At 70.5% G+C, this 19,033-nt stretch carries 19 protein-coding genes; 8 read left to right on the top strand and 11 right to left on the bottom strand.

Going from position 1 to position 19,033, the window contains the following annotated elements; translation table 11 throughout:
* Positions 1 to 118 precede the first annotated feature (118 nt).
* Entirely contained in the window at positions 119 to 898 is a 780-nt protein-coding gene (locus ACZ6QQ_RS33810; protein ID WP_465881850.1) for a thrombospondin, read from the bottom strand.
* 287 nt (positions 899 to 1,185) lie between these two features.
* Here ACZ6QQ_RS33810 and ACZ6QQ_RS33805 point away from each other — a divergent pair, with 287 nt between their 5' ends.
* Positions 1,186 to 2,400: a low temperature requirement protein A gene (locus ACZ6QQ_RS33805; RefSeq protein ID WP_465881849.1), complete on the top strand. Its 1,215-nt coding sequence runs from the start codon at positions 1,186 to 1,188 to the stop codon at positions 2,398 to 2,400.
* Between the two features lie 476 nt (positions 2,401 to 2,876).
* Positions 2,877 to 3,545 (top strand): YceI family protein, encoded by a 669-nt coding sequence (locus ACZ6QQ_RS33800; protein WP_465881847.1) that lies wholly within the window; start codon positions 2,877 to 2,879, stop codon positions 3,543 to 3,545.
* Position 3,546: 1 nt separating this feature from the next.
* Here ACZ6QQ_RS33800 and ACZ6QQ_RS33795 read toward each other — a convergent pair whose 3' ends face one another.
* Positions 3,547 to 4,101: a GNAT family N-acetyltransferase gene (locus ACZ6QQ_RS33795; protein ID WP_465881846.1), complete on the bottom strand. Its 555-nt coding sequence runs from the start codon at positions 4,099 to 4,101 to the stop codon at positions 3,547 to 3,549.
* A gap of 108 nt (positions 4,102 to 4,209) precedes the next feature.
* Positions 4,210 to 4,791 (bottom strand): DinB family protein, encoded by a 582-nt coding sequence (locus ACZ6QQ_RS33790; RefSeq protein WP_465881844.1) that lies wholly within the window; start codon positions 4,789 to 4,791, stop codon positions 4,210 to 4,212.
* A 138-nt stretch (positions 4,792 to 4,929) separates the two neighbouring features.
* Here ACZ6QQ_RS33790 and ACZ6QQ_RS33785 point away from each other — a divergent pair, with 138 nt between their 5' ends.
* Together ACZ6QQ_RS33785 and ACZ6QQ_RS33780 are read left to right on the top strand one after the other, a co-directional pair.
* A complete protein-coding gene (locus ACZ6QQ_RS33785; RefSeq protein ID WP_465881843.1) occupies positions 4,930 to 5,283 on the top strand; it encodes an MmcQ/YjbR family DNA-binding protein in 354 nt (117 codons plus the stop codon).
* Positions 5,284 to 5,482: 199 nt separating this feature from the next.
* Positions 5,483 to 6,391, top strand: coding sequence for a phytanoyl-CoA dioxygenase family protein (locus ACZ6QQ_RS33780; protein ID WP_465881842.1), 909 nt, complete (start codon positions 5,483 to 5,485; stop codon positions 6,389 to 6,391).
* A gap of 78 nt (positions 6,392 to 6,469) precedes the next feature.
* Here ACZ6QQ_RS33780 and ACZ6QQ_RS33775 read toward each other — a convergent pair whose 3' ends face one another.
* Both ACZ6QQ_RS33775 and ACZ6QQ_RS33770 read right to left on the bottom strand, forming a co-directional pair.
* Complete coding sequence (locus ACZ6QQ_RS33775; RefSeq protein ID WP_465881840.1) at positions 6,470 to 7,321, bottom strand: DUF4262 domain-containing protein; 852 nt, start codon at positions 7,319 to 7,321, stop codon at positions 6,470 to 6,472.
* Between the two features lie 59 nt (positions 7,322 to 7,380).
* Positions 7,381 to 7,776, bottom strand: coding sequence for a hypothetical protein (locus ACZ6QQ_RS33770; protein ID WP_465881838.1), 396 nt, complete (start codon positions 7,774 to 7,776; stop codon positions 7,381 to 7,383).
* 173 nt (positions 7,777 to 7,949) lie between these two features.
* On the opposite strand from ACZ6QQ_RS33770, the gene ACZ6QQ_RS33765 reads away from it, so the two are divergent.
* The 3 genes from ACZ6QQ_RS33765 to ACZ6QQ_RS33755 all read left to right on the top strand — a co-directional run bounded on the left by ACZ6QQ_RS33765 (position 7,950) and on the right by ACZ6QQ_RS33755 (position 10,933).
* The gene (locus ACZ6QQ_RS33765; RefSeq protein ID WP_465881836.1) at positions 7,950 to 8,573 is read left to right on the top strand and encodes a TetR/AcrR family transcriptional regulator; all 624 of its coding nucleotides are present in this window, start codon (positions 7,950 to 7,952) and stop codon (positions 8,571 to 8,573) included.
* Positions 8,574 to 8,814: 241 nt separating this feature from the next.
* Positions 8,815 to 9,624: an Fpg/Nei family DNA glycosylase gene (locus ACZ6QQ_RS33760; protein ID WP_465881835.1), complete on the top strand. Its 810-nt coding sequence runs from the start codon at positions 8,815 to 8,817 to the stop codon at positions 9,622 to 9,624.
* A gap of 109 nt (positions 9,625 to 9,733) precedes the next feature.
* Positions 9,734 to 10,933 (top strand): low temperature requirement protein A, encoded by a 1,200-nt coding sequence (locus ACZ6QQ_RS33755; RefSeq protein WP_465881833.1) that lies wholly within the window; start codon positions 9,734 to 9,736, stop codon positions 10,931 to 10,933.
* On the opposite strand, the gene ACZ6QQ_RS33750 is transcribed toward ACZ6QQ_RS33755, so the two are convergent.
* Positions 10,884 to 12,074 (bottom strand): low temperature requirement protein A, encoded by a 1,191-nt coding sequence (locus tag ACZ6QQ_RS33750; protein WP_465881831.1) that lies wholly within the window; start codon positions 12,072 to 12,074, stop codon positions 10,884 to 10,886. The two genes, ACZ6QQ_RS33755 and ACZ6QQ_RS33750, sit on opposite strands and share 50 nt — an antisense overlap.
* 97 nt (positions 12,075 to 12,171) lie before the next feature.
* Positions 12,172 to 12,474: a helix-turn-helix domain-containing protein gene (locus tag ACZ6QQ_RS33745; protein ID WP_465881829.1), complete on the bottom strand. Its 303-nt coding sequence runs from the start codon at positions 12,472 to 12,474 to the stop codon at positions 12,172 to 12,174.
* A 66-nt stretch (positions 12,475 to 12,540) separates the two neighbouring features.
* Between ACZ6QQ_RS33745 and map the strand changes: the two genes are divergently transcribed.
* Positions 12,541 to 13,323, top strand: coding sequence for a type I methionyl aminopeptidase (gene map / locus ACZ6QQ_RS33740; protein ID WP_465881827.1), 783 nt, complete (start codon positions 12,541 to 12,543; stop codon positions 13,321 to 13,323).
* A 25-nt stretch (positions 13,324 to 13,348) separates the two neighbouring features.
* Here map and ACZ6QQ_RS33735 read toward each other — a convergent pair whose 3' ends face one another.
* From ACZ6QQ_RS33735 to ACZ6QQ_RS33720, 4 genes are all read right to left on the bottom strand, one after another.
* Positions 13,349 to 14,773: a WGR domain-containing protein gene (locus ACZ6QQ_RS33735; protein WP_465881826.1), complete on the bottom strand. Its 1,425-nt coding sequence runs from the start codon at positions 14,771 to 14,773 to the stop codon at positions 13,349 to 13,351.
* Positions 14,774 to 14,885: 112 nt separating this feature from the next.
* Complete coding sequence (locus tag ACZ6QQ_RS33730; RefSeq protein WP_465881825.1) at positions 14,886 to 16,262, bottom strand: FAD-dependent oxidoreductase; 1,377 nt, start codon at positions 16,260 to 16,262, stop codon at positions 14,886 to 14,888.
* Between the two features lie 9 nt (positions 16,263 to 16,271).
* A complete protein-coding gene (locus ACZ6QQ_RS33725) occupies positions 16,272 to 17,495 on the bottom strand; it encodes a carboxylate-amine ligase (RefSeq protein ID WP_465881823.1) in 1,224 nt (407 codons plus the stop codon).
* 193 nt (positions 17,496 to 17,688) lie between these two features.
* The gene (locus ACZ6QQ_RS33720; protein WP_465881822.1) at positions 17,689 to 19,032 is read right to left on the bottom strand and encodes a DUF1501 domain-containing protein; all 1,344 of its coding nucleotides are present in this window, start codon (positions 19,030 to 19,032) and stop codon (positions 17,689 to 17,691) included.
* Between the last annotated feature and the right edge of the window lies 1 nt (position 19,033).

The raw sequence follows: 19,033 nt of genomic DNA, 5'->3' as shown, positions 1-19,033 counted from the left end.
GACATGGCTGCGGGGGCGGCGTAGGCCGCCCCCGTCACCGATTGAGCCCTGGCGGTGAACCACCGCCGGTGAGCCAGGCCGGAGCGGTGAACCACCGCTCCGGCGTCATATGTGCCCTCTAGAACCGGTCCACAAACTGTGCGTCAAGCCACTCTCGGAAGCGCAGCACCCAGTCACCATCGGTGGTCGGCCAGGTGAACTGGCCGGTCATCGCGAGGATGCCGACGATCACCGCGCCGAGGCCGAGCCCCAGGCCGAGCAGCGCGTCGGACTTGCCGGCCACGTGCCGCCGGGCGGTGGCCGAGATGCCGGCGACGCCGAGCAGGGCGCCGATCGCGCCGATCGCGATGCCGTACCCGGCGAGGGTGCCGGTGAGGACGAAGAGCGCGGCGGCGACGCCGAGAATCAGACTGAGGGTGGCGAGCAGGCTGGCACGCGGTCGCGGCCCGGCGGGCACCACCACCGCTGGTTCACGGTCCGACCGCTCGGTGCCGGGCGTCGCCCCGTCACCGGTCCGGTCGTCGATCCCGTCACCATTCCGGTCGGCGTCGGTGCGTACCGCTCGGTTGTCCCGCGCCGGGCGGCCGTCGGTCCGGGTGGGATCGCCGAGCGGGCGCCCGTCGATTGTGGTGTCGTCGCCGCGCGGGCGGTCGACGAGCGGCGCGGTCGCCGCCGCCGGTCCGGCCGACGAGCTGCGGTACGTCGCCCGCTCGCTCGGCCCGGCCAGGTCACCGGTACGGTTCGCCGCCGCCCGTTCTCTCCGCGGCAGCACGCTGTCAGCCTGTGCGACCGCACGGTCGGTACGCGGCGGCACGGTATCCGTCGTCCGGGCCGCCGGGGTGGCGTCGCGTTCGTCGATCCGGCCGTCGCCATTGTTGTCCCGCAGCGGCTCGGTCACCGGTTCGGGCGACCTCTCCGCGCGCCGCGAGAGCGAGGGAATTCTGACCACAACACACCTCCTGGTCATAGCGCGGCTACCTCCGCCAGTCGGCCGGCCGCCCACGCGCCTACACCCATCGCCATACCCCGATCCCCCACCCCCCAACCCAACCCCAACCCCCCCACCCCAACCCGTTGATCATGAAGTTGGCGCACCGTTCGCTCGCGATTTCCGTCGCTAACTTCATGATCAACGCGTTGGGGTGGGGAGGGGTGGGGTGGGAGAGGGGAGGGGGAGGGGGAGGGGTGGCGGGGGTTGGGGAGAGTGTGCGGGGGTTGCGGGGGGAGGAGGGGCGTGGGCAGGTCACGTTCGTGGAGCTGTTCTTCGACCTGATCTACGTACTCGCGGTCACGCAGCTGACCCATCTGCTCCTCACCCATCTCAACGCGCTCGGGGTGGTGCAGACCCTGCTCCTGCTGCTGGCGCTCTGGTGGGCCTGGGTGGACACCTCCTGGGTCACCAACTGGTTCGACCCGAACCAGCTCGGCGTACGGCTGATGCTGGTCGCCCTGATGCTGCTCAGCCTGATCGTGTCGGCGTCGCTGCCCGAGGCGTACGGGGAACGGGGGATCTGGGTCGCCGGTGCGTACGCGACGATCCAGGTGGGGCGCACCCTCTTTGTCGTACTCGTGTTGAGCCGGCGGGGCGTGGACGAGTCGGTGGAGCAGCGGCGTCAGCGGCTCGGGCTGCGGTTGAACTTCCAGCGTGTGCTGGGGTGGAAGTCGGTCTCCAGCGCGCTCTGGGTGGTGGGCGCTCTCTCGTCCGGCTCGACCCGGCTGGCGCTCTGGGCCGTCGCCGTGGTGATCGAATACTGGGCCGCCATCGTCGGCTTCTACCTGCCCCGGGTCGGGAGATCCACCCCGGCCGACTGGCCGATCAGCGGCCGGCACCTGGCCGAACGCGGCCAACTGTTCATCCTGATCGCGCTCGGCGAGTCCATCCTGATCACCGGTTCGGTCTTCGGGGAGCGGCCGGCCGAGGCGTTCCACCTGTTCGCCTTCGTCGTGTCGTTCCTCGGCAGCGTGGCGCTCTGGTGGCTCTACTTCGACCGGAGCGCCGAGGCGGCCAGCGCGGTGATCGACCGGGCCGAGGACCCGGGGCGGATCGGCCGCTCCGCCTACACCTACTTCCAGTTGCCGATGGTCGCCGGCATCATCGTCGCGGCGGTCGGCGACGAGCTGGTGATCGCCCACCCGAACGGTCACTCGGGGGCGACGACGATCGTCACGGTGCTGGGTGGACCGGCCCTCTTCCTGGCCGGGCACGCCCTGTTCAAACACTCGGTCTTCGGTGGCGTTTCGACGCCCCGGCTGGTCGCGATCGGTGTGCTGGCGGCCCTGGTCCCGGTGGGGCTGGTCGTGTCGCCGCTGGCCCTGTCCCTGCTCTCCACCCTGGTCGTGGCGGGAGTCGGAGTGTGGGACGCGACCCTGCTCGCCCACCGCGCGCCCGCCGGCAGGTGAGCGCCGGGTTCGCCGGCCCGTACCGCTCGGCGCGGTCGTGCTCGGTGGACCGGTACGAAGACGATCCTTCGCCGAGCGTTCACCCCGGAATGCGGAAACGTCGGCAACAATTCGCCGATTCGGTGAGCGTTGTCACGCCCGTGAAGGTGCCGGATGCCGATGGTGGCATACCGTGATCGAGCCTTATCGAATTGTGATTCGGCCCACCTTTCCTGGATAGTGGATCTTGGTCAGGAAATGACCGGAATGCCGTACGAAATCACCGCCGGAAACCCTCGTTTCGCCAGCGAGCAGCCAGTGACAACCCGCCGTTCGGTGGAGCTCGGAAAGCCATTCCGGAGCGTCCCTATGCTGGGCAAGGGGTACGGGTGGGTCCGACGCGTCGCGCGGACTCCGTGAGTTCCAGAAGCACAACTCCGTGAGTTCCAGAAGCACATCGGTAAACACCCGGTGCCGCCGGGGGGAAGGCAACAACGATGACCGATTTCGTCACACGGACCTGGGGTGGCATGACCATCCCGGCCGCCGGCACCTATCTACTCGATCAGGCGCACAAGCGGATCGGTTTCCTGGCCCGGCACATGATGGTGAGTCCCGTACGAGGTGAGTTCAGCGAGGCGACCGCGCAGATCTTCGTCGGGGAGGATCCGTTGACCTCCGCGGTCAGCGCAACCATCCGGGCGGCGAGCATCACCACCGGGAGCGTCGACCGGGACACCCATCTGAGCAGTCCCGATTTCCTCGACGTCGAGCGGTATCCCACGCTCGAATACCGGAGTACGGGCATCAAGTGGCAGGGCGAGGAGGAGGACCCGATCTTCTACTGGGCCCGGCTGCGCAACCACCGGCTGGGTCAGCGGGGCAGAACGCAGAACGTACCTCGGCCGGCTGCCGCCGCGCCCGGACGGTTCACCCTCAACGGGGAGTTGACGGTGAAGGGGATCACCCGGGCGGTCGACCTTCAGGTCGAGTTCGGTGGCGCCCGTCGTGACCCGTACGGGCAGGACATCTTCGGGTTCAGCGCGACGACGGAGATCGACCGCGAGGACTACGGTCTGGTCTGGAACGTGGCGCTCGAAAGCGGCGGAGTTCTCGTCGGCAAGACCGTACGGATCGAGATCGCCGGCGAGGCCATCCGACAGTGACTCAGCCGGTGGCGGTGGGCCACTCGTCGGCGAGGACGGACCAGTACTGCTGGTCGTTGCGGCGCCCGTCACCGGCCGGAACGTACTGCCGGAGCACGCCGTCCAGGCTCATCCCCAGTCTCCGCGCCACGCTCACACTGCGGACGTTGTCCGGCAGGGTGCGCCACTCGGCGCGGGCCAGCCCGCGTACCCGGAAGGCCCAGTCGATCATCAGGCGGACCGCCTGCGTGATCAGCCCCTGTCCCTCCGCCGCCGGTTCGAGCCAGCAGCCGATCTCGCACACGCCCGTGGCGGCGTCGAAACCGACGAACATGGTGCCGCCGACGAGGGTGCCGTCGAGCCAGATGCCGTAGATCCGTTGCCGGTCGGCGGCCCGGCCGTCGGCGTACCGCTGGAGCACCGCCCGCGCGCCGTCGAGGTCGGTCGCGACGAATCGCGCGCCGACCCAGGGGGCGATGTGCGTACGGGCCCGGTCCAGGTGGGTCAGGAACTCCTCGGCGTGCCACGGTTCGAGTGCACGCAGCTCGGCGTTGTCGCGCAGCGGGATGGCAAGCATCGATTCCTCGTCAGTTGTCGGCGTCAGTGTCGGCGTCGGCGTTCCGTCGTCGGCGTTGCGTACCCTGTCGGAACCGGCGGGGTCGCGTTCGGGGCTGGCTGGCGCCGGTCAATTGCCTTCTGCCGGGCCTGTGGCGGCTGTCGGGTCGGGTGTGGCTGTCCGGCCCGGCGCCCCGGCGGCCCGGAGCAGACGGAGCTGACCGATCTCGGCGGAGTTCTTCGTCAGCTCGACATTGAGCCAGGCGAGCATGTGGGCCACGGTGTGCTCGGGGTCGTCCCGCCACGGGAACGGCGCGGTGCGGTCCAGGTCGGCGTCGGTGAGCCGGTCGAGTACGGCCACCCACCCGGTACGCAGCTCACGCAGCCAGTCGACGGTGGGGCCACCGGCGCCGGGCCAGCCGATCTCGGTACGGTCCGGCGGCGTCCGGCCTGCGGCGGCTGCGGTCGCCACCGTCCACCACCAGCCGACGTGCCAGGTCAGCCAGCCGATTGTCGGAACCGGGATCGGGTCGGGCTCGGTGTCCGCCCAGTCCGGCACCCAGCCGCCGTCGGCGGTCGGCCGGACGGTCCAGCAGAGCGCGGCCGGCTCCCAGAGGAAGTCCGCCGGCTCCAACCGTTCCAGGTGGTATTCGAAGAGCGACCAGGTCAGGTCGAACTGCCAGCGCGAGAGATCACGACGGGTTACCGGCACCGGGCGATCTTCGCATCGGCGTACGCGACGGTCCACCGGATTGCGGGCCGGACGGGATGTCGTACCGGCGTGACAGCCTGGTCGCCGAGGACGGGTTCGGAGAGCATCAGTGGGTTGCGCGGCGACGTGGAGTTTCGGGTGACATGGGATGACGTGCTCGACTACTGCCTGGCCAAGCCGGGTGCGTGGCGGGACGAGCCGTGGGAGACCGACGTGGTGGCGAAGGTCGGCTCCAAGATCTTCGCCTTCCTCGGCGGGGAGTCGGGGTCGACGGTCGGGGTGAAGTGCGGCCCGAGCCGGGAGGTCGCCGACGAGTGGTTGCTGCGCTACCCGCGCGACGCCACCGTCATGCCGTACATCGGGCGCTACGGCTGGAACAGCCTGCGGATCGGCGCCACGATCCCCGGTGACGAGCTGTTCGAGGCGATCGACGCCTCCTACGAGACGGTGGTCGCCAAGCTGCCCCGCAGCGAGCGCCCGAGCACCGTCTGACCAGCGGGTCGACACCGAACGCCGCCCTGTGCGCCGCTGACCTGTGAAAACGCTACGAAGATCCAATCCAGTGGTGCTGAGTGCCGGCCACGGCGCGGCGCGGGCACCGCTCCCTGACCGGTTCCGAAGATCTTTCTAACGACCCGGGCGTTTCACTCCCTGGCACGCGTCACGCACGTCAGGGAAGGGACCAGGGAAAATGTTCGATTACCACGGCCGGACGGGGTACGAGCCGATCAGCGATGTCGATCGCAAGGAGTTCCACGAGAACGGGTTCCTGCTGCTGCGCCGGGTGCTGACCGACGACCACCGGGCGGCGCTGGAGCAGGCGGTCGACCGGATCCACGAGCGGGCCGCCAGCGCCGGCAACACCGGCCGGGACGGCACCCTGCACCTGCTCGGGTTCCTGGAGCGGGACGAACTCTTCGGCGAACTGCTCACCCACCCGGTCACGTTCCCGTACGTCTGGGGTCTGCTCGGTTGGAACATCTACACCCACCACAACCACCTGGACGTGACCCCGCCGGAGCGGGCGGCCGAGCCGGAGCGGCCGTACTGGGGCTGGCACCAGGACGGATACCGGCAGAACTCCGACCCGCAGACCCTGGAGGTGGACCAGCCCCGGCCGATGTTCTCGCTCAAGGTCGCGTACGTGCTCTCCGACCTGTCCCGGACCGGTCGTGGCGCGACCAAGGTCATTCCGGGTAGCCACATCAGGAACTCCCTGGCCCGCCCGGACGACGTCTCGGTGCACCACCCGGACCCGGCGGGCACGGTCGAGATCACCGCGAACCCCGGTGACGCGTTCGTCTTCGACCGCCGGCTCTGGCACTCCCGGTCGAGCAACCGCTCCGACATCACCCGCAAGATGCTGTTCGTCGGTTACACGTACCGGTGGATCCGCCCGCTCGACGACCCGCACCTCGACCACGACGGACCGTGGTGGGCGGCCCGTACGCCGGTGCAGCGGCAGTTGCTGGGCGAGAGCCCGCACACCGCCAACAACTGGGGTGTCAACTGGGACGGCTACGTCGACGACGAGATTCCGCTGCGCCGGGAACTCAGGCGGCGGCGCCGGCTCGATCGGGACATCCCCTGGCTCCGCTGACCGTGGCCGGCGGTGTGCCGGGGTCGACGGTGTGCCGGGGTCGGCGGTGCGGGCGGCTGGTGCCGGGCGGGTGGGGGTCTACCGGGGCTTGGCGGCCTCCCAGGCCAGGGCGCTCTCCCGGCGTTCGTGCTCGCCGAGCCGGGCCCGGAGCCAGACCCGGTCGTCACCGGTGATCGCCACCTGTCCCTCGGCGAGGTCGGCGCAGTTGGCGAGTTCCGGGTAGCCGATCACGAGGTCACCGAGGAAGGCCAGGCAGAGGTCGTCGGCGTCGTAGCCTCGCTCGTCCAGCACGTCGTAGGCGCCGTCGTCCAGGCTGATCCGGGCCACCGGCCGTAGATCCTCCAGCACCGCCGTGGTGGTCAACGCCCAGGAGTCCGGGCCGACCGGGAACGGGAAATCCGGCTCCAACTCGCCGACCAGCCGCCACGCGCCGGGCGGGTGCTCGGAGACGGGCAACCAGGCGAACGCCTGCCGGTTCCGGCTGCTCGCCGAGGCCCGTTCGTCCCACGGCCAGCGTCCGTCCCGGTCCGGCCAGACCAACTGCCGTACGGGCACCGCGACGCCAGCGTAGAAGCGGTGCGCGGTGCCGAACAGCGCGTCGCGCCACGAGTCGTCGACCGGCCGCAACTGGGTGGCGAAGCCCGCCAGCACCCCCTCGAACGGCACTCCCGGCTCCGGCCAGCCCCGGTCCCGCCCCAGCGCCACGCAGGCGTTGAGCCAGTGCTGCATGCTCTCGCCGTCGAGGCCGAACATCACGATCTCCGGCTGGCGGAAGGTGTGCCACAGCCCGACGGTGTACGCGAACTCGACCGCACCGCCGCCGATCCGCAGCGCCGACCAGCCGTGTTCCCGGATCGTGTCGACGACCCCGCCGTCCCGGCCGCCCGGATCGTCGGCGCAGATCAGGCAGGGACACCGGGATTCGCGCACCGGTCGACTCTACCGACGCCGGGGACCGCGCCGCCCCGGCCCGGTCGGTTCGCCGGTCGTCAGTTGTCGCCCCGGTCCGGTGGCCCCAGCGCCCGGAACCGGCGGAGCAGTTCCTGCGCGGGCTTGCTGTCGGGGTCGAACGTGAACATGTCGGTATCCGCGATGCCCGGGGTGAGCAGCAGCCCGTTGTGGCACTGGAAGCAGAACGCGACCTCGGCCAGCACGGTCCGCCCCCGGCGCAGGCGGATCGCGTACGCGGGCAGGAAGCAGCGCATGCGTTCCGCCTCGGGCAGCGCCGCCACGAGCCCGAGTACCTCGTGCACCCGCTCGTCGTCCCAGGTGCCGATGACGTCGCCGGGAACCTCGTCCCATCCACCCCAGTGCTCGTCGCGGTCGAGGGCGACCGCGATGACGTCGATCTCGCGTACGTTCTGTGCGCCTTCGATCACCGGCATGTTCGCATCCTGCCCGATCCGGTCGGCAGAGGGCTACGTCGGATTGGGTCGTACGGGCACCGGAGCACCGCCGAGCAGCCGTTATCGCGCAGTACGCAATGATGCTTATGTTGTTGAGCGCTCCCAACTGGAGGTCACCGGTGTCCCCTCGTTCCCCGCGGGTGAACGTCCAGATGCGTCACCGGTCCCAGGAGCGGATCATCGGGGCGGCGTTGGAGGTCTTCGCCGCACACGGGTACGAGGGCGCGACCATCTCGCAGATCACCGACCGGGCGGCGGTTTCCCGGGGACTGATCTCCTACTATTTCGCCTCGAAACGCGACCTGCTGGAGGCGGTGCTCGGTCGTTGGCTGGACACCATGCTGGGGATGCTGGACGACCAGGGGCCGGAGGTGCCGGCCGACCGGTTGCTCGCCACGGTGATCGACCGGGCGGTCTTCGGGGCCAGGGCCAACCTGGAGACCCAGCGGTTGATGCTCTGCCTGATGCTCCAGCCCGGCACCCGCGAGGTGTTCGCGCGGGTGGAGCGGTCGCGGGAGGTGGCCGTACGGGCGTTCGAGGACCGGGTACGGGCGATCTTCGCGGCTCGCGGGGCGGCCGACCCGGCGGTCGAGGAGGTGCTGCTGCGCAGCCTGCTCGAAGGCGCCATCTACAAGCTCGCCGTGTACGAGGACACCTATCCGCTGGTCGAGGTCCGTAACCGGCTGTACGGGATCTACCAACTCGGTGAGCCCGGCCCGCTGCCGTTGCCCCCGGACACCTTCGCCACCGCCGAGCGGCTGCGTACACCCGTCTGAGCAGTGGACTTGCCAACGCGTTGTTGACTAGCTGATGATCAGGCTCGTAGGGTCGAGTCGACATTGGACTGGACGGACGTACAGTCAAAGTGCCATTGGCCCCAGTGTCCCCTCGCGCCTCCGCCATGGCCGGGGGGACACTGGTCCGGCCGGTGACACTGGTCCGGCCGGTACGGGCCGCCGGCCCGGACGGGTAGCGGCACCGGGAGCGGCGCCCCACCGCAGGCTAGGCTTTCCGGTCATGCCCGAGGGACACACCATCCACCGGCTCGCGGCGCGGCACCGGGCGCTCTTCGCGGGTGACAAGGTGCTCGTCGACAGCCCGCAGGGCCGGTTCGCCGAGGGCGCCGCCCAACTCTCCGGCACCGTCCTTTCCGACACCGAGGCGTACGGCAAGCACCTGCTGCACCACTACGCCAACGACGTCAGCCTGCACGTGCACCTCGGGCTCTACGGCAGGTTCGCCGACGGGGACGGGGAGCCGCCGGCTCCGGTGGGGCAGATCCGGGTGCGGCTGACCACCGACCGGCACTGGCTGGAACTGCGCGGGCCGACCGCCTGCGAACTGCTCACCCCGCCTGAGGTCGACGCGCTGCGGCACCGGCTCGGCGCCGACCCGCTGCGGGCCGACGCCGACCCGGACCCGGCGTACGCCCGGATCGGGCGCAGCCCGACGCCGCTGGCCGCGCTGCTGCTGGACCAGACGATCGTGGCGGGCACCGGGCTGATCTTCGTGACCGAGGCGCTCTTCCGGGCCGGGACACATCCGCGTACGCCCGGCCGGCGGTTGACCCGTACCGGCTGGGCGGCGCTCTGGACCGACCTCGGCGCGCTGATGCGTCCCGCCGTGGAGACCGGTCGGATCGACACCGTGCACGACCGGCACCTGCCCGAGGCGATGGGGCGCCCGCCCCGGGTCGACCGGCACGGTGGCGAGGTGTACGTCTACCGTCGCGCCGGCCAGCCCTGCCACGTCTGCGGTACGCCGATCCACCAGGACGAACTGGTCGGTCGCAACCTGTACTGGTGCCCGACCTGCCAGCCCGGCTAGCCGTTCGGCTGTCTGATCACGCCCGGTTTTGTATGTTCGGAGGTGGTACGAACAGAGCCGGGATGTCAGCGCCCCTTCTCCGGTCCGGCGGGCCTAGGAGGCGTACGTCGTGACGTCGAGTCCGCTACCCCGGATCCTGCGCAAGGGCACCGAGCCCAAGTACCCCACGTTCCTGGAACTCTTCTTCGACCTGGTCTACATCTTCATCCTCTCCCGGATCGCGGGAGCCCTGGCCGCGGACCCCACCCCGGCGACCGCGGCCCGGATGGGGGTGGTCCTGCTCGCCGTCTGGTGGGTCTGGGTGCTGACCGCGTGGCTCACCGACCTGTTCAACCCCGAGTTGCCGATCATCCAGGCCACGGTGCTCCTGGTCATGTTCGGCACCCTGACGATGGCGGTCACGGTGCCGCGCGCGTTCGGCGACCAGGGATGGATCTTCGTCGCCGGCTACTTCGGCATCCACCTCGTCCGTGACTCGGTGCTGATCCCCGGCACCCGGGTGAACCCGTACATCCAGGCCAGGAGCATCCGGGTCTTCTTCTGGTTCGGCGTCACCGGCCCGCTCTGGGTGGCCGGCGCGCTCGTCGACGGTACGGCCCGGCTGGTGCTCTGGGCCGTCGCGGTGGCGCTGGATCTCGGCTCGGCCCGGATCGGCTGGCCGACGCCGAGACTCGGGCGTACGGAACTGGCCAGCCAGATCTTCACCGGCACCCACCTCACCGAGCGGCACCGGGAGATCTTCATCATCGCGCTCGGTGAACTGATCCTGAGCATCGGCATCCGCCTCTCCTCCAGCGGGTACGAGGCCGGCCCGGTGGCAGCCTGCGCGGTGGCGTTCGCCAGTGCGGTGCTGCTGTTCCAGATGTACTTCCACCGGGTGCGACAGCTGATGGCGCCACCCAACGTCACGATGGTGGAGCGGGTCCGGTCCGGCACCTCGACCTCGTACACCCATCTGGTCATGGTGGCGGGGGTGGTGGTCGTCTCGGCCGGCAACATCCTGGTCATCGGCCGCCCGTTCGGCGAGGTGCCGACGGGCTGGATCGTCGCGATCCTGGGCGGCCCCGCGCTGTTCCTGCTCGGCGGCTGCCTCTTCGACTTCGTGATGACCGGTCGGATCCTCTGGTCCCGGGCGATCGCGATCGTCGTACTCGGTGCCGTGGGACCGGCGATGCCGCTGCTGTCGCCACTCGCCGTCATGGTCGTGGCCAACCTGATCCTGCTGTTGACCCTGCTCGCCGAGACGGTGGCCCGGCGGGTCAGCCCAGAACCGGCGGCGTCGGAGCGCGGGGGTGGTGCCGGGTACTGACGAGGTTCGCCACCGCGATCAGGTGCAGGATGATCATGACGAGCAGGGTGGTCTCGATCATCGACATCAGGTGGGTCACCGGTGCCACCGCGCCGAGCAGGACCAACCCGGCGGGCCGGGACCGGGACACCCGGCCGAACACGATGTAGTCGAGCAGTCCCCGGCCGAGCAGGAACAGGCCGGGACCGCCGAGGACGGTTGCCGCCCAGGCCGCCGGGGTGTCGTCGAAGGGGTGTTGGATGACGAACTGGCCGGCGGCGGCCGTACCGACGATGCCGGCCACCATGATCAGGTGAGTGACGGCGGTGAGCTGGCTCAGCCGGGACGGATTGTCGGACCGGGAGATGGCCGTGCTCATCAACTCGCCGGCACGGTAGATGTAGATCCGCCACATCAGCACCGTGATCAGGAAGACGACCACGAGCGCCCAGGCCTGGTCGACAGGTTGCGTCCGGGTGTCGCTGAAGGACTGGCCAGCCAAGAAGATCGAGGTCCCGAGCGCGATGATGACGAACTTCCGGTAGCGCTCGGTGAGCCGTTTTCCGGCCAGCCGCCGTTCCCGGGACTGGTGTGCACCGATGAACCGGGGGACGGGCCAGCCGAGCGCCGCGCCCGTGTACTCGATCCCGATCGCCACCGCCCAGAGCACCCCCCGAGCCGTACCGGTGAGCAGTCCGCCGCTGATCCAGCCGATTCCCGCGACGCTCTCCCAGAGGATGATCCGCCGGGAGTGGCCCACCCCCGCGTCGGACTGGGCCGTGACCAGGTTGTAGAGAACCGTTCCGAGGTGGATCAGCACGTAGGTGATCGCGAACAACAGGCCCCGGCTGCCGTACGCGTCGGGCACCAGGGCCGCCAGCAGCAGGCTGCCGGCCATCGTCCAGATCACCTGCGGTTGGGTCATCGGCCGGCTGAGGTCGACCGTGCTGGCCGCCCACGCGGTCAGCGCCCAGAGCAGCGCGAACGCCAGCAGCAGCACCAGGACCTGACCGGCTACCGCCCAGGTCATCCGTTGCGTCAGCCGCTCGGCGAGCGACAGCAGCACGAAGACGTAGACCAGGTCGAAGAACAACTCCAGGAACGCCGGCCGGTCCGCCTCCTCCGCCGAGGTTGCCGCCTCGGGGCTGCCATCCGTCGCCATCGACCACCCAGCCCACCCGTCCGGTCCGCCACTGTCGCGCAATCCGACCCTAGGGGCCGCACGGTGTCGGTGTGGGACGAAGCTGCGGGGTCGAGACCTACGAGGCCAACCGCTCGGCCGCGGTGCGACCTGATCTCGTGAGTTCGATCCCGCCGTCCGACCGGTTGATCTCCGACCACACCGCGTCGAGGGAGAGGCCGAGGACGTCGGCGATCGCGGCGATGGTCGGGAAGGCAGGGGTGGCCACCCGACCGGACTCGATCTTCCGGAGGGTCTCCGGCGAGACACCCGCGTCCAGTGCGGTGAGGAGCATCGAACGCTGCCCCCTGGCCCGGCGCAGGAGGGCGCCGAGGCGCTGTCCGCGTTCGACCTCTTCGGGGGTGAGCGGCAACCTGACCATGGCGCCGATTCTAGTACCGGGATAATATGACCGGGATACTTATTGGTCGTACGAGTAAGGCACCGCATGATCGAGATCCTGGACCCCACCGACCTGCCGCGAGCAAGGGACACGGGCGCCCTGGTCGGTGGCATATTGCAGAACCTGAAGAGCCGCACCGTGGTCGGCACGAACCTGCTGGACATCGACCGGTGGGCCCAGGCCATGATCATCGAGGCCGGAGCGCAGTCCTGCTACGTCGACTACGAGCCGTCCTTCGGACGCGGGCCGTTCGGCCACTACATCTGCACATCGGTCAACGACGCCGTGCTCCACGGACTGCCGTACGACTATCCGCTCGCCGACGGCGACCTGCTGACCCTCGACCTCGCCGTCGCCAAGGGCGGAGTTGTCGCCGACTCCGCCGTCAGCTTCCTCGTGGGCGACTCGAAACCCCCGGAGAGCGTCGCGATGATCGACGCCACCGAGCGTGCACTGAGCGCGGGGATAGCCGCGGCCGGACCGGGGGCCCGCATCGGTGACATCTCCCATGCCATCGGCTTGGTCCTCAGCGCGGCGGGATATCCGATCAACACCGAGTTCGGCGGTCACGGCGTCGGCTCGACGATGCACCAGGACCCGCACGTCTCGAACACGGGGCGGCCCGGTCGCGGATACAAACTGCGCCCCGGCCTGCTGCTGGCCCTGGAACCATGGATCATGGCGGACACCGCCAAGCTCGTCACCGACGCCGACGGCTGGACACTCCGAAGCGCGACCGGCTGCCGGACCGCGCACAGCGAGCACACGATCGCCATCACCGACGACGGAGCCGAAATCCTCACCCTGCCGAAGCAGGCACGACCCTGAGTGACAACGGCCCCGGTCGGTACGGCTAGTCGCGCAGGCGGCGGATGTCGCCGTACGCCCGGTAGAAGCCGCCCCGGCCCGACTCCCGGACCTCCGGGACCAGGTAGCGGGCCCTCGGCTCCCGGATGCCCTTCGGGAACTGCACCAACCAGTCCCGCCGGTAGCCCGGCGAGAGTACGTGGATGCGCAGCCGGCCGCCCTCCTCGACGCACTCCACCAGCACCCCGTCGCCCGCGTCGTGGGTCACCTCGACCGTGGACGACACCGGCACCGCCGGCATCCGGGGCGGCGCCTTCACGTCCACCACGTCCGGGACGCTGCCCTGCTCGGCCGCCCGGATCGCCGCCTCGCTCGCGTCGACGCAGGCCAGCGCCCCGCTCGTGGTGACCAGGTAGAGCCGCTGCTCGTGGTACTGCATCGAGTAGGCCGACCCGCAGCCGGTGCCGAGCTTCCACAGTCGGTTGCCGGCGGCGTCGAAGCAGTAGATCGAGGAGTGGCTGTCCCCGGCGAAGACGAACTCACCGTCGGCCGAGGTGGCACAGGAGTAGACCGGCGCGTCGCACCGGTAGATCCGTTCCGACCGGCCGTCCTTGCTCAGCCGGACCACCTGGCTGGTGGCCGTACCGGCGTAGAGGGTGCCCGGCTCCTGCCAGCCGAACAGCACCGCCCCGGTCGGCTGGTGCCACACCTCCCGACCGGTCCGCCAGTCGTAGCTGGTCACCCCGCGCGAGTGCCCGTGATGTACGGCGTCCGCGTCACAGCGCACCATCCAGCCGGACGAACCGTTGCCCTGCCGCCGCCAGAGGAACTCGTCCTCGTGGTCGATGCTGGCGATCCCGCCCCCGGAGTCCGAGACGCCGAGTACGCCGTCGTGGATGTCCAACCAGTAGATGTCGATGTCGTCGGCGATCCGGTAGGCCAGCCGGGGCACCTTGCCGGAGATGTCGTACACGTTGCCGTCGTCGCAGCCGGCGTAGCGCCAGTCGTCGTCGGCGACGATGCACTTCACCCCGTCCGGCAGCCGGTACTGCTGCACCACCTCGGCGTCGTGGTTCAACGCGGTGATCACGCCGTGCTCGTTGCCGACCAGGCAGCCGTACCGGTCGACGAAGATGCCGAACGCCGGGGCGCCGGAGTCGTACCGCCAGAGCACCGGGGCCCGGTGGGCGGTGGACCGGACGCTGACGATCTGGCGCCGCGACACGCCGCGCTTCTGCCGCTGCCCCGGCACGGCCGGGGCGTACCCCTTGCGTACCTTCTCGCCGAGCTTGCGGGACGCCTCCAGCCGGGCCCGCTCGGCACTGGGGAAACTGCTCCGCTTGACCTGGCCGGTGTCGCCGATCCGGCCGTACCGGACGGTCAGCTCCGTTCCGTCGACGGTCACCTCGTAGAACTTGTGCGAGCCACCGTCGGCCTCGGACAGTTCGAGGTACGTCGTCTCCTGCGGCATCGGGGGTTACCTCCGGGATGGCGTGACTGGCGCCGGCGGGGGCACCGGGCGCATCGACGGACCACACCGTAGAGACCCGGACCGACAAAATTCCGACCGGTCGCGGGGGCGTTCAGCGCAGCGGGTGCAGCTTGTCGACCGCCTTGCGGGCCGCGACCAGCACCGGGTCCCAGACCGGGGAGTACGGCGGTGCGTAGCCGAGGTCGAGCATCGACATCTCGTCCACCGTCATCCTGTTCCAGAGCGCCACGGCCAGGGTGTCGATCCGCTTCGCCGACATGGACCGGCCGACGATCTGCGCGCCGAGCAGTTGCCCGGTGCCCCGCTCGGCGATCAGCTTGACCGTCATCGGGGCGGCGTCGGGGAAGTAGCCGGCGGTGTTGGTCGACTCGACGGTGACGGTGATGAACTCGAACCCGGCGATCCGCGCCTCCGGCTCCAGCAGGCCGGTCCGGGCCACCTCCAGGTCGCACACCCGGGTCACGGCGGTGCCGACGACACCGCCGAAGGTGGCGTAGCCGCCGCCGATGTTGATGCCGGCCACCCGGCCCTGCTTGTTGGCGTGCGTGCCGAGCGGCACGTAGACCGGTTGGCCGGTCGTCTTGTGCAGGGTCTCGACGCAGTCGCCGGCCGCCCAGACCCGGGGCACTCCGATCACCCGCATCCGCAGGTCGGTACGGATCCCGCCGGTCGGGCCGATCGGCAGGCCGGCGTCGGCGGCGAGCCGGACGTTCGGCCGTACGCCGGTGCCGAGCACGACCACGTCCGTCGGGATCGTGGCCTCGTCGGTCCGTACGCCGGTGACCCGGCCCTGTTCGGTGGTGAGCCCGGTGATGTCGACCCCGGTACGCACGTCGATGCCGAGCCCGACCAGGGCGTCGCGGACCAGCCGGCCCATGTCCGGGTCGACGGTCGACATCGGCTGCTCGCCCCGTTCGACCAGGGTCACCGACAGCCCGCGTTCGATCATCGCCTCGGCCATCTCGACCCCGATGTAGCCGCCGCCGACCACCACCGCCCGTTTCGGTTTCGGGTCTCCGTCCAGCCAGTGCCGCAGCGCCTTGCCGTCGTCCAGGGTCTGCACCCCGAACACCCCGCCCGCGTCGGTACGCGCCCAGGGCGGAACGCTCGGCACCGCGCCGGCCGCGTACACCAGGTCGTCGAAGTGCTCCCGGACCTCGCGCCCGCCGTTGTCCAGGTCCCGCGCGACCACCTCGTGCCGCTCCAGGTCGATCCCGGTGACCTCGTGCCGGGTCCGGACGTCGATCTGGTGGTCCCGGCGGTGCGTCTCCGGGTCACGGGTGATCAGTTCCTCGCAGTCGACCAACCCGCTGATCCAGTACGGGATGCCGCAGGCCGAGTAGGACGTGAAGTGTCCCCGCTCGAACGCGATGATCTCCAGGTCGTCCCGGTCCCGGCGACGTCGCGCCTGGGACGCGGCGGACATTCCCGCGGCATCGCCACCGATCACGATCAGTCGCTCAGTCATGACTTATTGTCACCGTTCCGGGGCGTCGTCGCCGCGGGTCTGCCGCGCCAGGTCGGCGACGACGTCGGTGAGTTCACCCCGACGGGCGTACGCGGCCCGCTGCCGGGTGGCACCGGTGCCGTCCTTGCGCAGCCGGTCCAGCAGGTCGGTCACCTCGGGCAGGTCACCGTGCCGCTCCAGTTCCGGACGAACCCGGTCGACCAGCTTGTCGAGCAGCTCCCACGCCGGCATGGTGCCGCCGCGGACCGGGTCGACGGCGAGCCCGTCCATCCCGTCGTGCGCGGCCCGCCAGTGCGCGGCGGTCAGCAGGTGGTGGTCGATCCGTATCGGCTCGCGGCCCTGCTCGACATCGGTCAGCGCGGTGCCGACCAGGGACCGGACCAGCGCCGCGACCAGGATCGTGTCGTCCAGGCTCGGGCAGACGTCACCGATCCGGATCTCCACCGTCGGGTAGTGCGCGGAGAGGCGCGCGTACCAGTAGACCATTCCCTCGTCGAGCAGCATGCCGGTCGCGACGAGCTGGTCCACCAGCCACTGGTAGTGCGCGTACGACTCCAGCCACGGGGTCGGCGCGACCGACGGCCAGCGCTCCCAGAGCACCGAGCGCCAGCTCGCGTACCCGGTGTCCTGCCCGTTGTGGAAGGGCGAGTTGGTGGTGACCGCGTGCAGGATCGGCAGCCACGGTCGCAGGTGGTTGAGCACCTGAACGCCCGTTTCCGGGTCGGGGATGCCGACGTGCACGTGCATGCCGTTGTTGCCGGGGCCGTCGACCAGTGGCCCGAACTGCTCGACCATCCGGTGGAACCGTGGGTTGTCGAACACCGGCGGAACCGGCCCGTCGACCAGCCCGGCGCCGACCGCGACCAGCCGTACGCCCGCCGCGTCGGCCGCGTCGGCGAGCCCGGACCGGAGCAGTCCGAGCGAGTGCCGCAGCGCGCTCAGCTCCAGGCCGGGCGGGCTGCCGATCTCGATCTGGCTGGTCTGGAACTCGTGCTGCACCTGGCCGCGCAGGTCGTCCGGCACCTGTTCCAGCACCCGGTCCACCGCCGGGACCGCCTGCCCGGTCTCCGGGTCGACGAGCAGGAACTCCTCCTCGACCCCGACCGTCCGCAGCCCCTGCTGCTCGGCCGCCTCGGTCGCCCCCGGCTGGCGGGTCACGCCTGCCTGGGTGCCCCGCACAGCCGCGTCCTGGGGAACCGCCGTGTTCTGGGCCATCGCCACACTGCCGGCCATCGCCACCACCCGCCGTTCGTCGGTTGCCGTCGCGCCGGGAAAGGCGCCTGGCGACTCCGTTACCCAGCGCGGTCGGGCCGGGAAACGCCGCACCGGCGTGGCGACTCGCACTCCTTTCGAGGCATTCGGCCTCCGGAGGCGGGCATCGGGCGGGTGGACCCGCTCGGCGGCACGGCAGTGCGTGCCCGATCGGCTAGCGGAAGACGCCGATCTCCCGGGGCTTGAGGCCGGGGAAGATGGCCTTCGGATCGGCCACCCCCATCCGGGCCCGCAGCAGCTCGGTCAGCACGTCCCGGTAGTCGTTCGCGCCGGCCAGGTCGCCCTGGTCCAGGGCTGAGGCGGCAAGCCCCGGCCAGCGGCCGTGCACCTTCCCGCCGTTCATCCCGCCGCCGAGCATCAGCATCAGACCGCCGTGCCCGTGGTCGGTGCCGGAGCTGCCGTTCGCCTCGACCCGGCGGCCGAACTCGCTCATCGTGACCACCGAGACGTCGTCGAGTGCCGGCCCCAGATCGGTGGCGAACGCGCCGAGCGCACCGGCCAGCTCGTTCAGCCGGTTGCGCATGTCGCCGCCGTCCGGCCCGCCGATGTTGGTGTGCATGTCCCAGCCGCCGATGTCGACCGCTGCCACCCGCAGCCCCACCTTCGCCTTGATCAGTCGGGCCACGTCGCGCAACTGGTCGGCGAAGCCGCCACCCGGCCACTGCGCCGTCGACTTGTAGTCCTTGCTGGCGATCTTGCGCGCGGCCGCGATCGACGCCAGGGTCTCGGTCGCCTGGGTGGCCAACGGGTGGTCGTCCAGGCCGGTGTAGAGCGCCTTCAGCGCGGTCAGCGTGCTCGCCCGTACGCCACTGAAGCCCTGTAGGTCGAACTCGCGGATGCCCTGGAGCACCAGCTTGTTCTCGCCGCCGACCAGCGAGCGGGGCAGTGCCGAACCCTCGGCGATGGCCCGGAAGGTGGTGCCCGGACCGAGCGCGGTGAGCACCCGGTCCAGCCAGCCGGTGTGCACCCCGGTCGAGGCGGCACCCCGTTCCAGGCAGTCCTGCGCCTGGAAGTGGCTGCGGCTGGCGTCCGGCGAGGCGACCGCGTGCACGGCGGCCATCTTCCCCGACTTCCAGAACGGCTCCAGCGGTGCGAGCGCCGGATGCAGGCCGAACCGGTCGTCCCCGGCGATCAGCGCACCCGGCTGCACGGCGATGTTGCGGCGGGCGTCGAGGTAGTTGCGGTCCCCGCGCGGCACCACCACCGACAGGCCGTCCATGCCGCCGCGCAGGAAGACCACGACCAGGGTGCGGTTGGTGGTGGCCGGGGCGCCGAACGCGACCCGGGTGGTGGCGATCTGCCCGGCCAGGCTGGCCACACCGACCGCACCCGCGCCGGCCATCACCCGACGCCGGGTGAAGCCGTGCCGCCAGCGGTCGCGCTGCTCGGTCAGCTCGCCGGTGACCGCCTCGGCGTGCACCCGGATCGCCGCCTCGGGCAGGTTCGGCCCGTACCGGCGCAGTTCGTCGACCGTACGCGGAGAGTTGTCCTGATTCATG

This window comes from Micromonospora sp. NPDC049529 (genome assembly GCF_055586685.1).
This window is presented reverse-complemented; position numbering and strand designations above follow the sequence as displayed.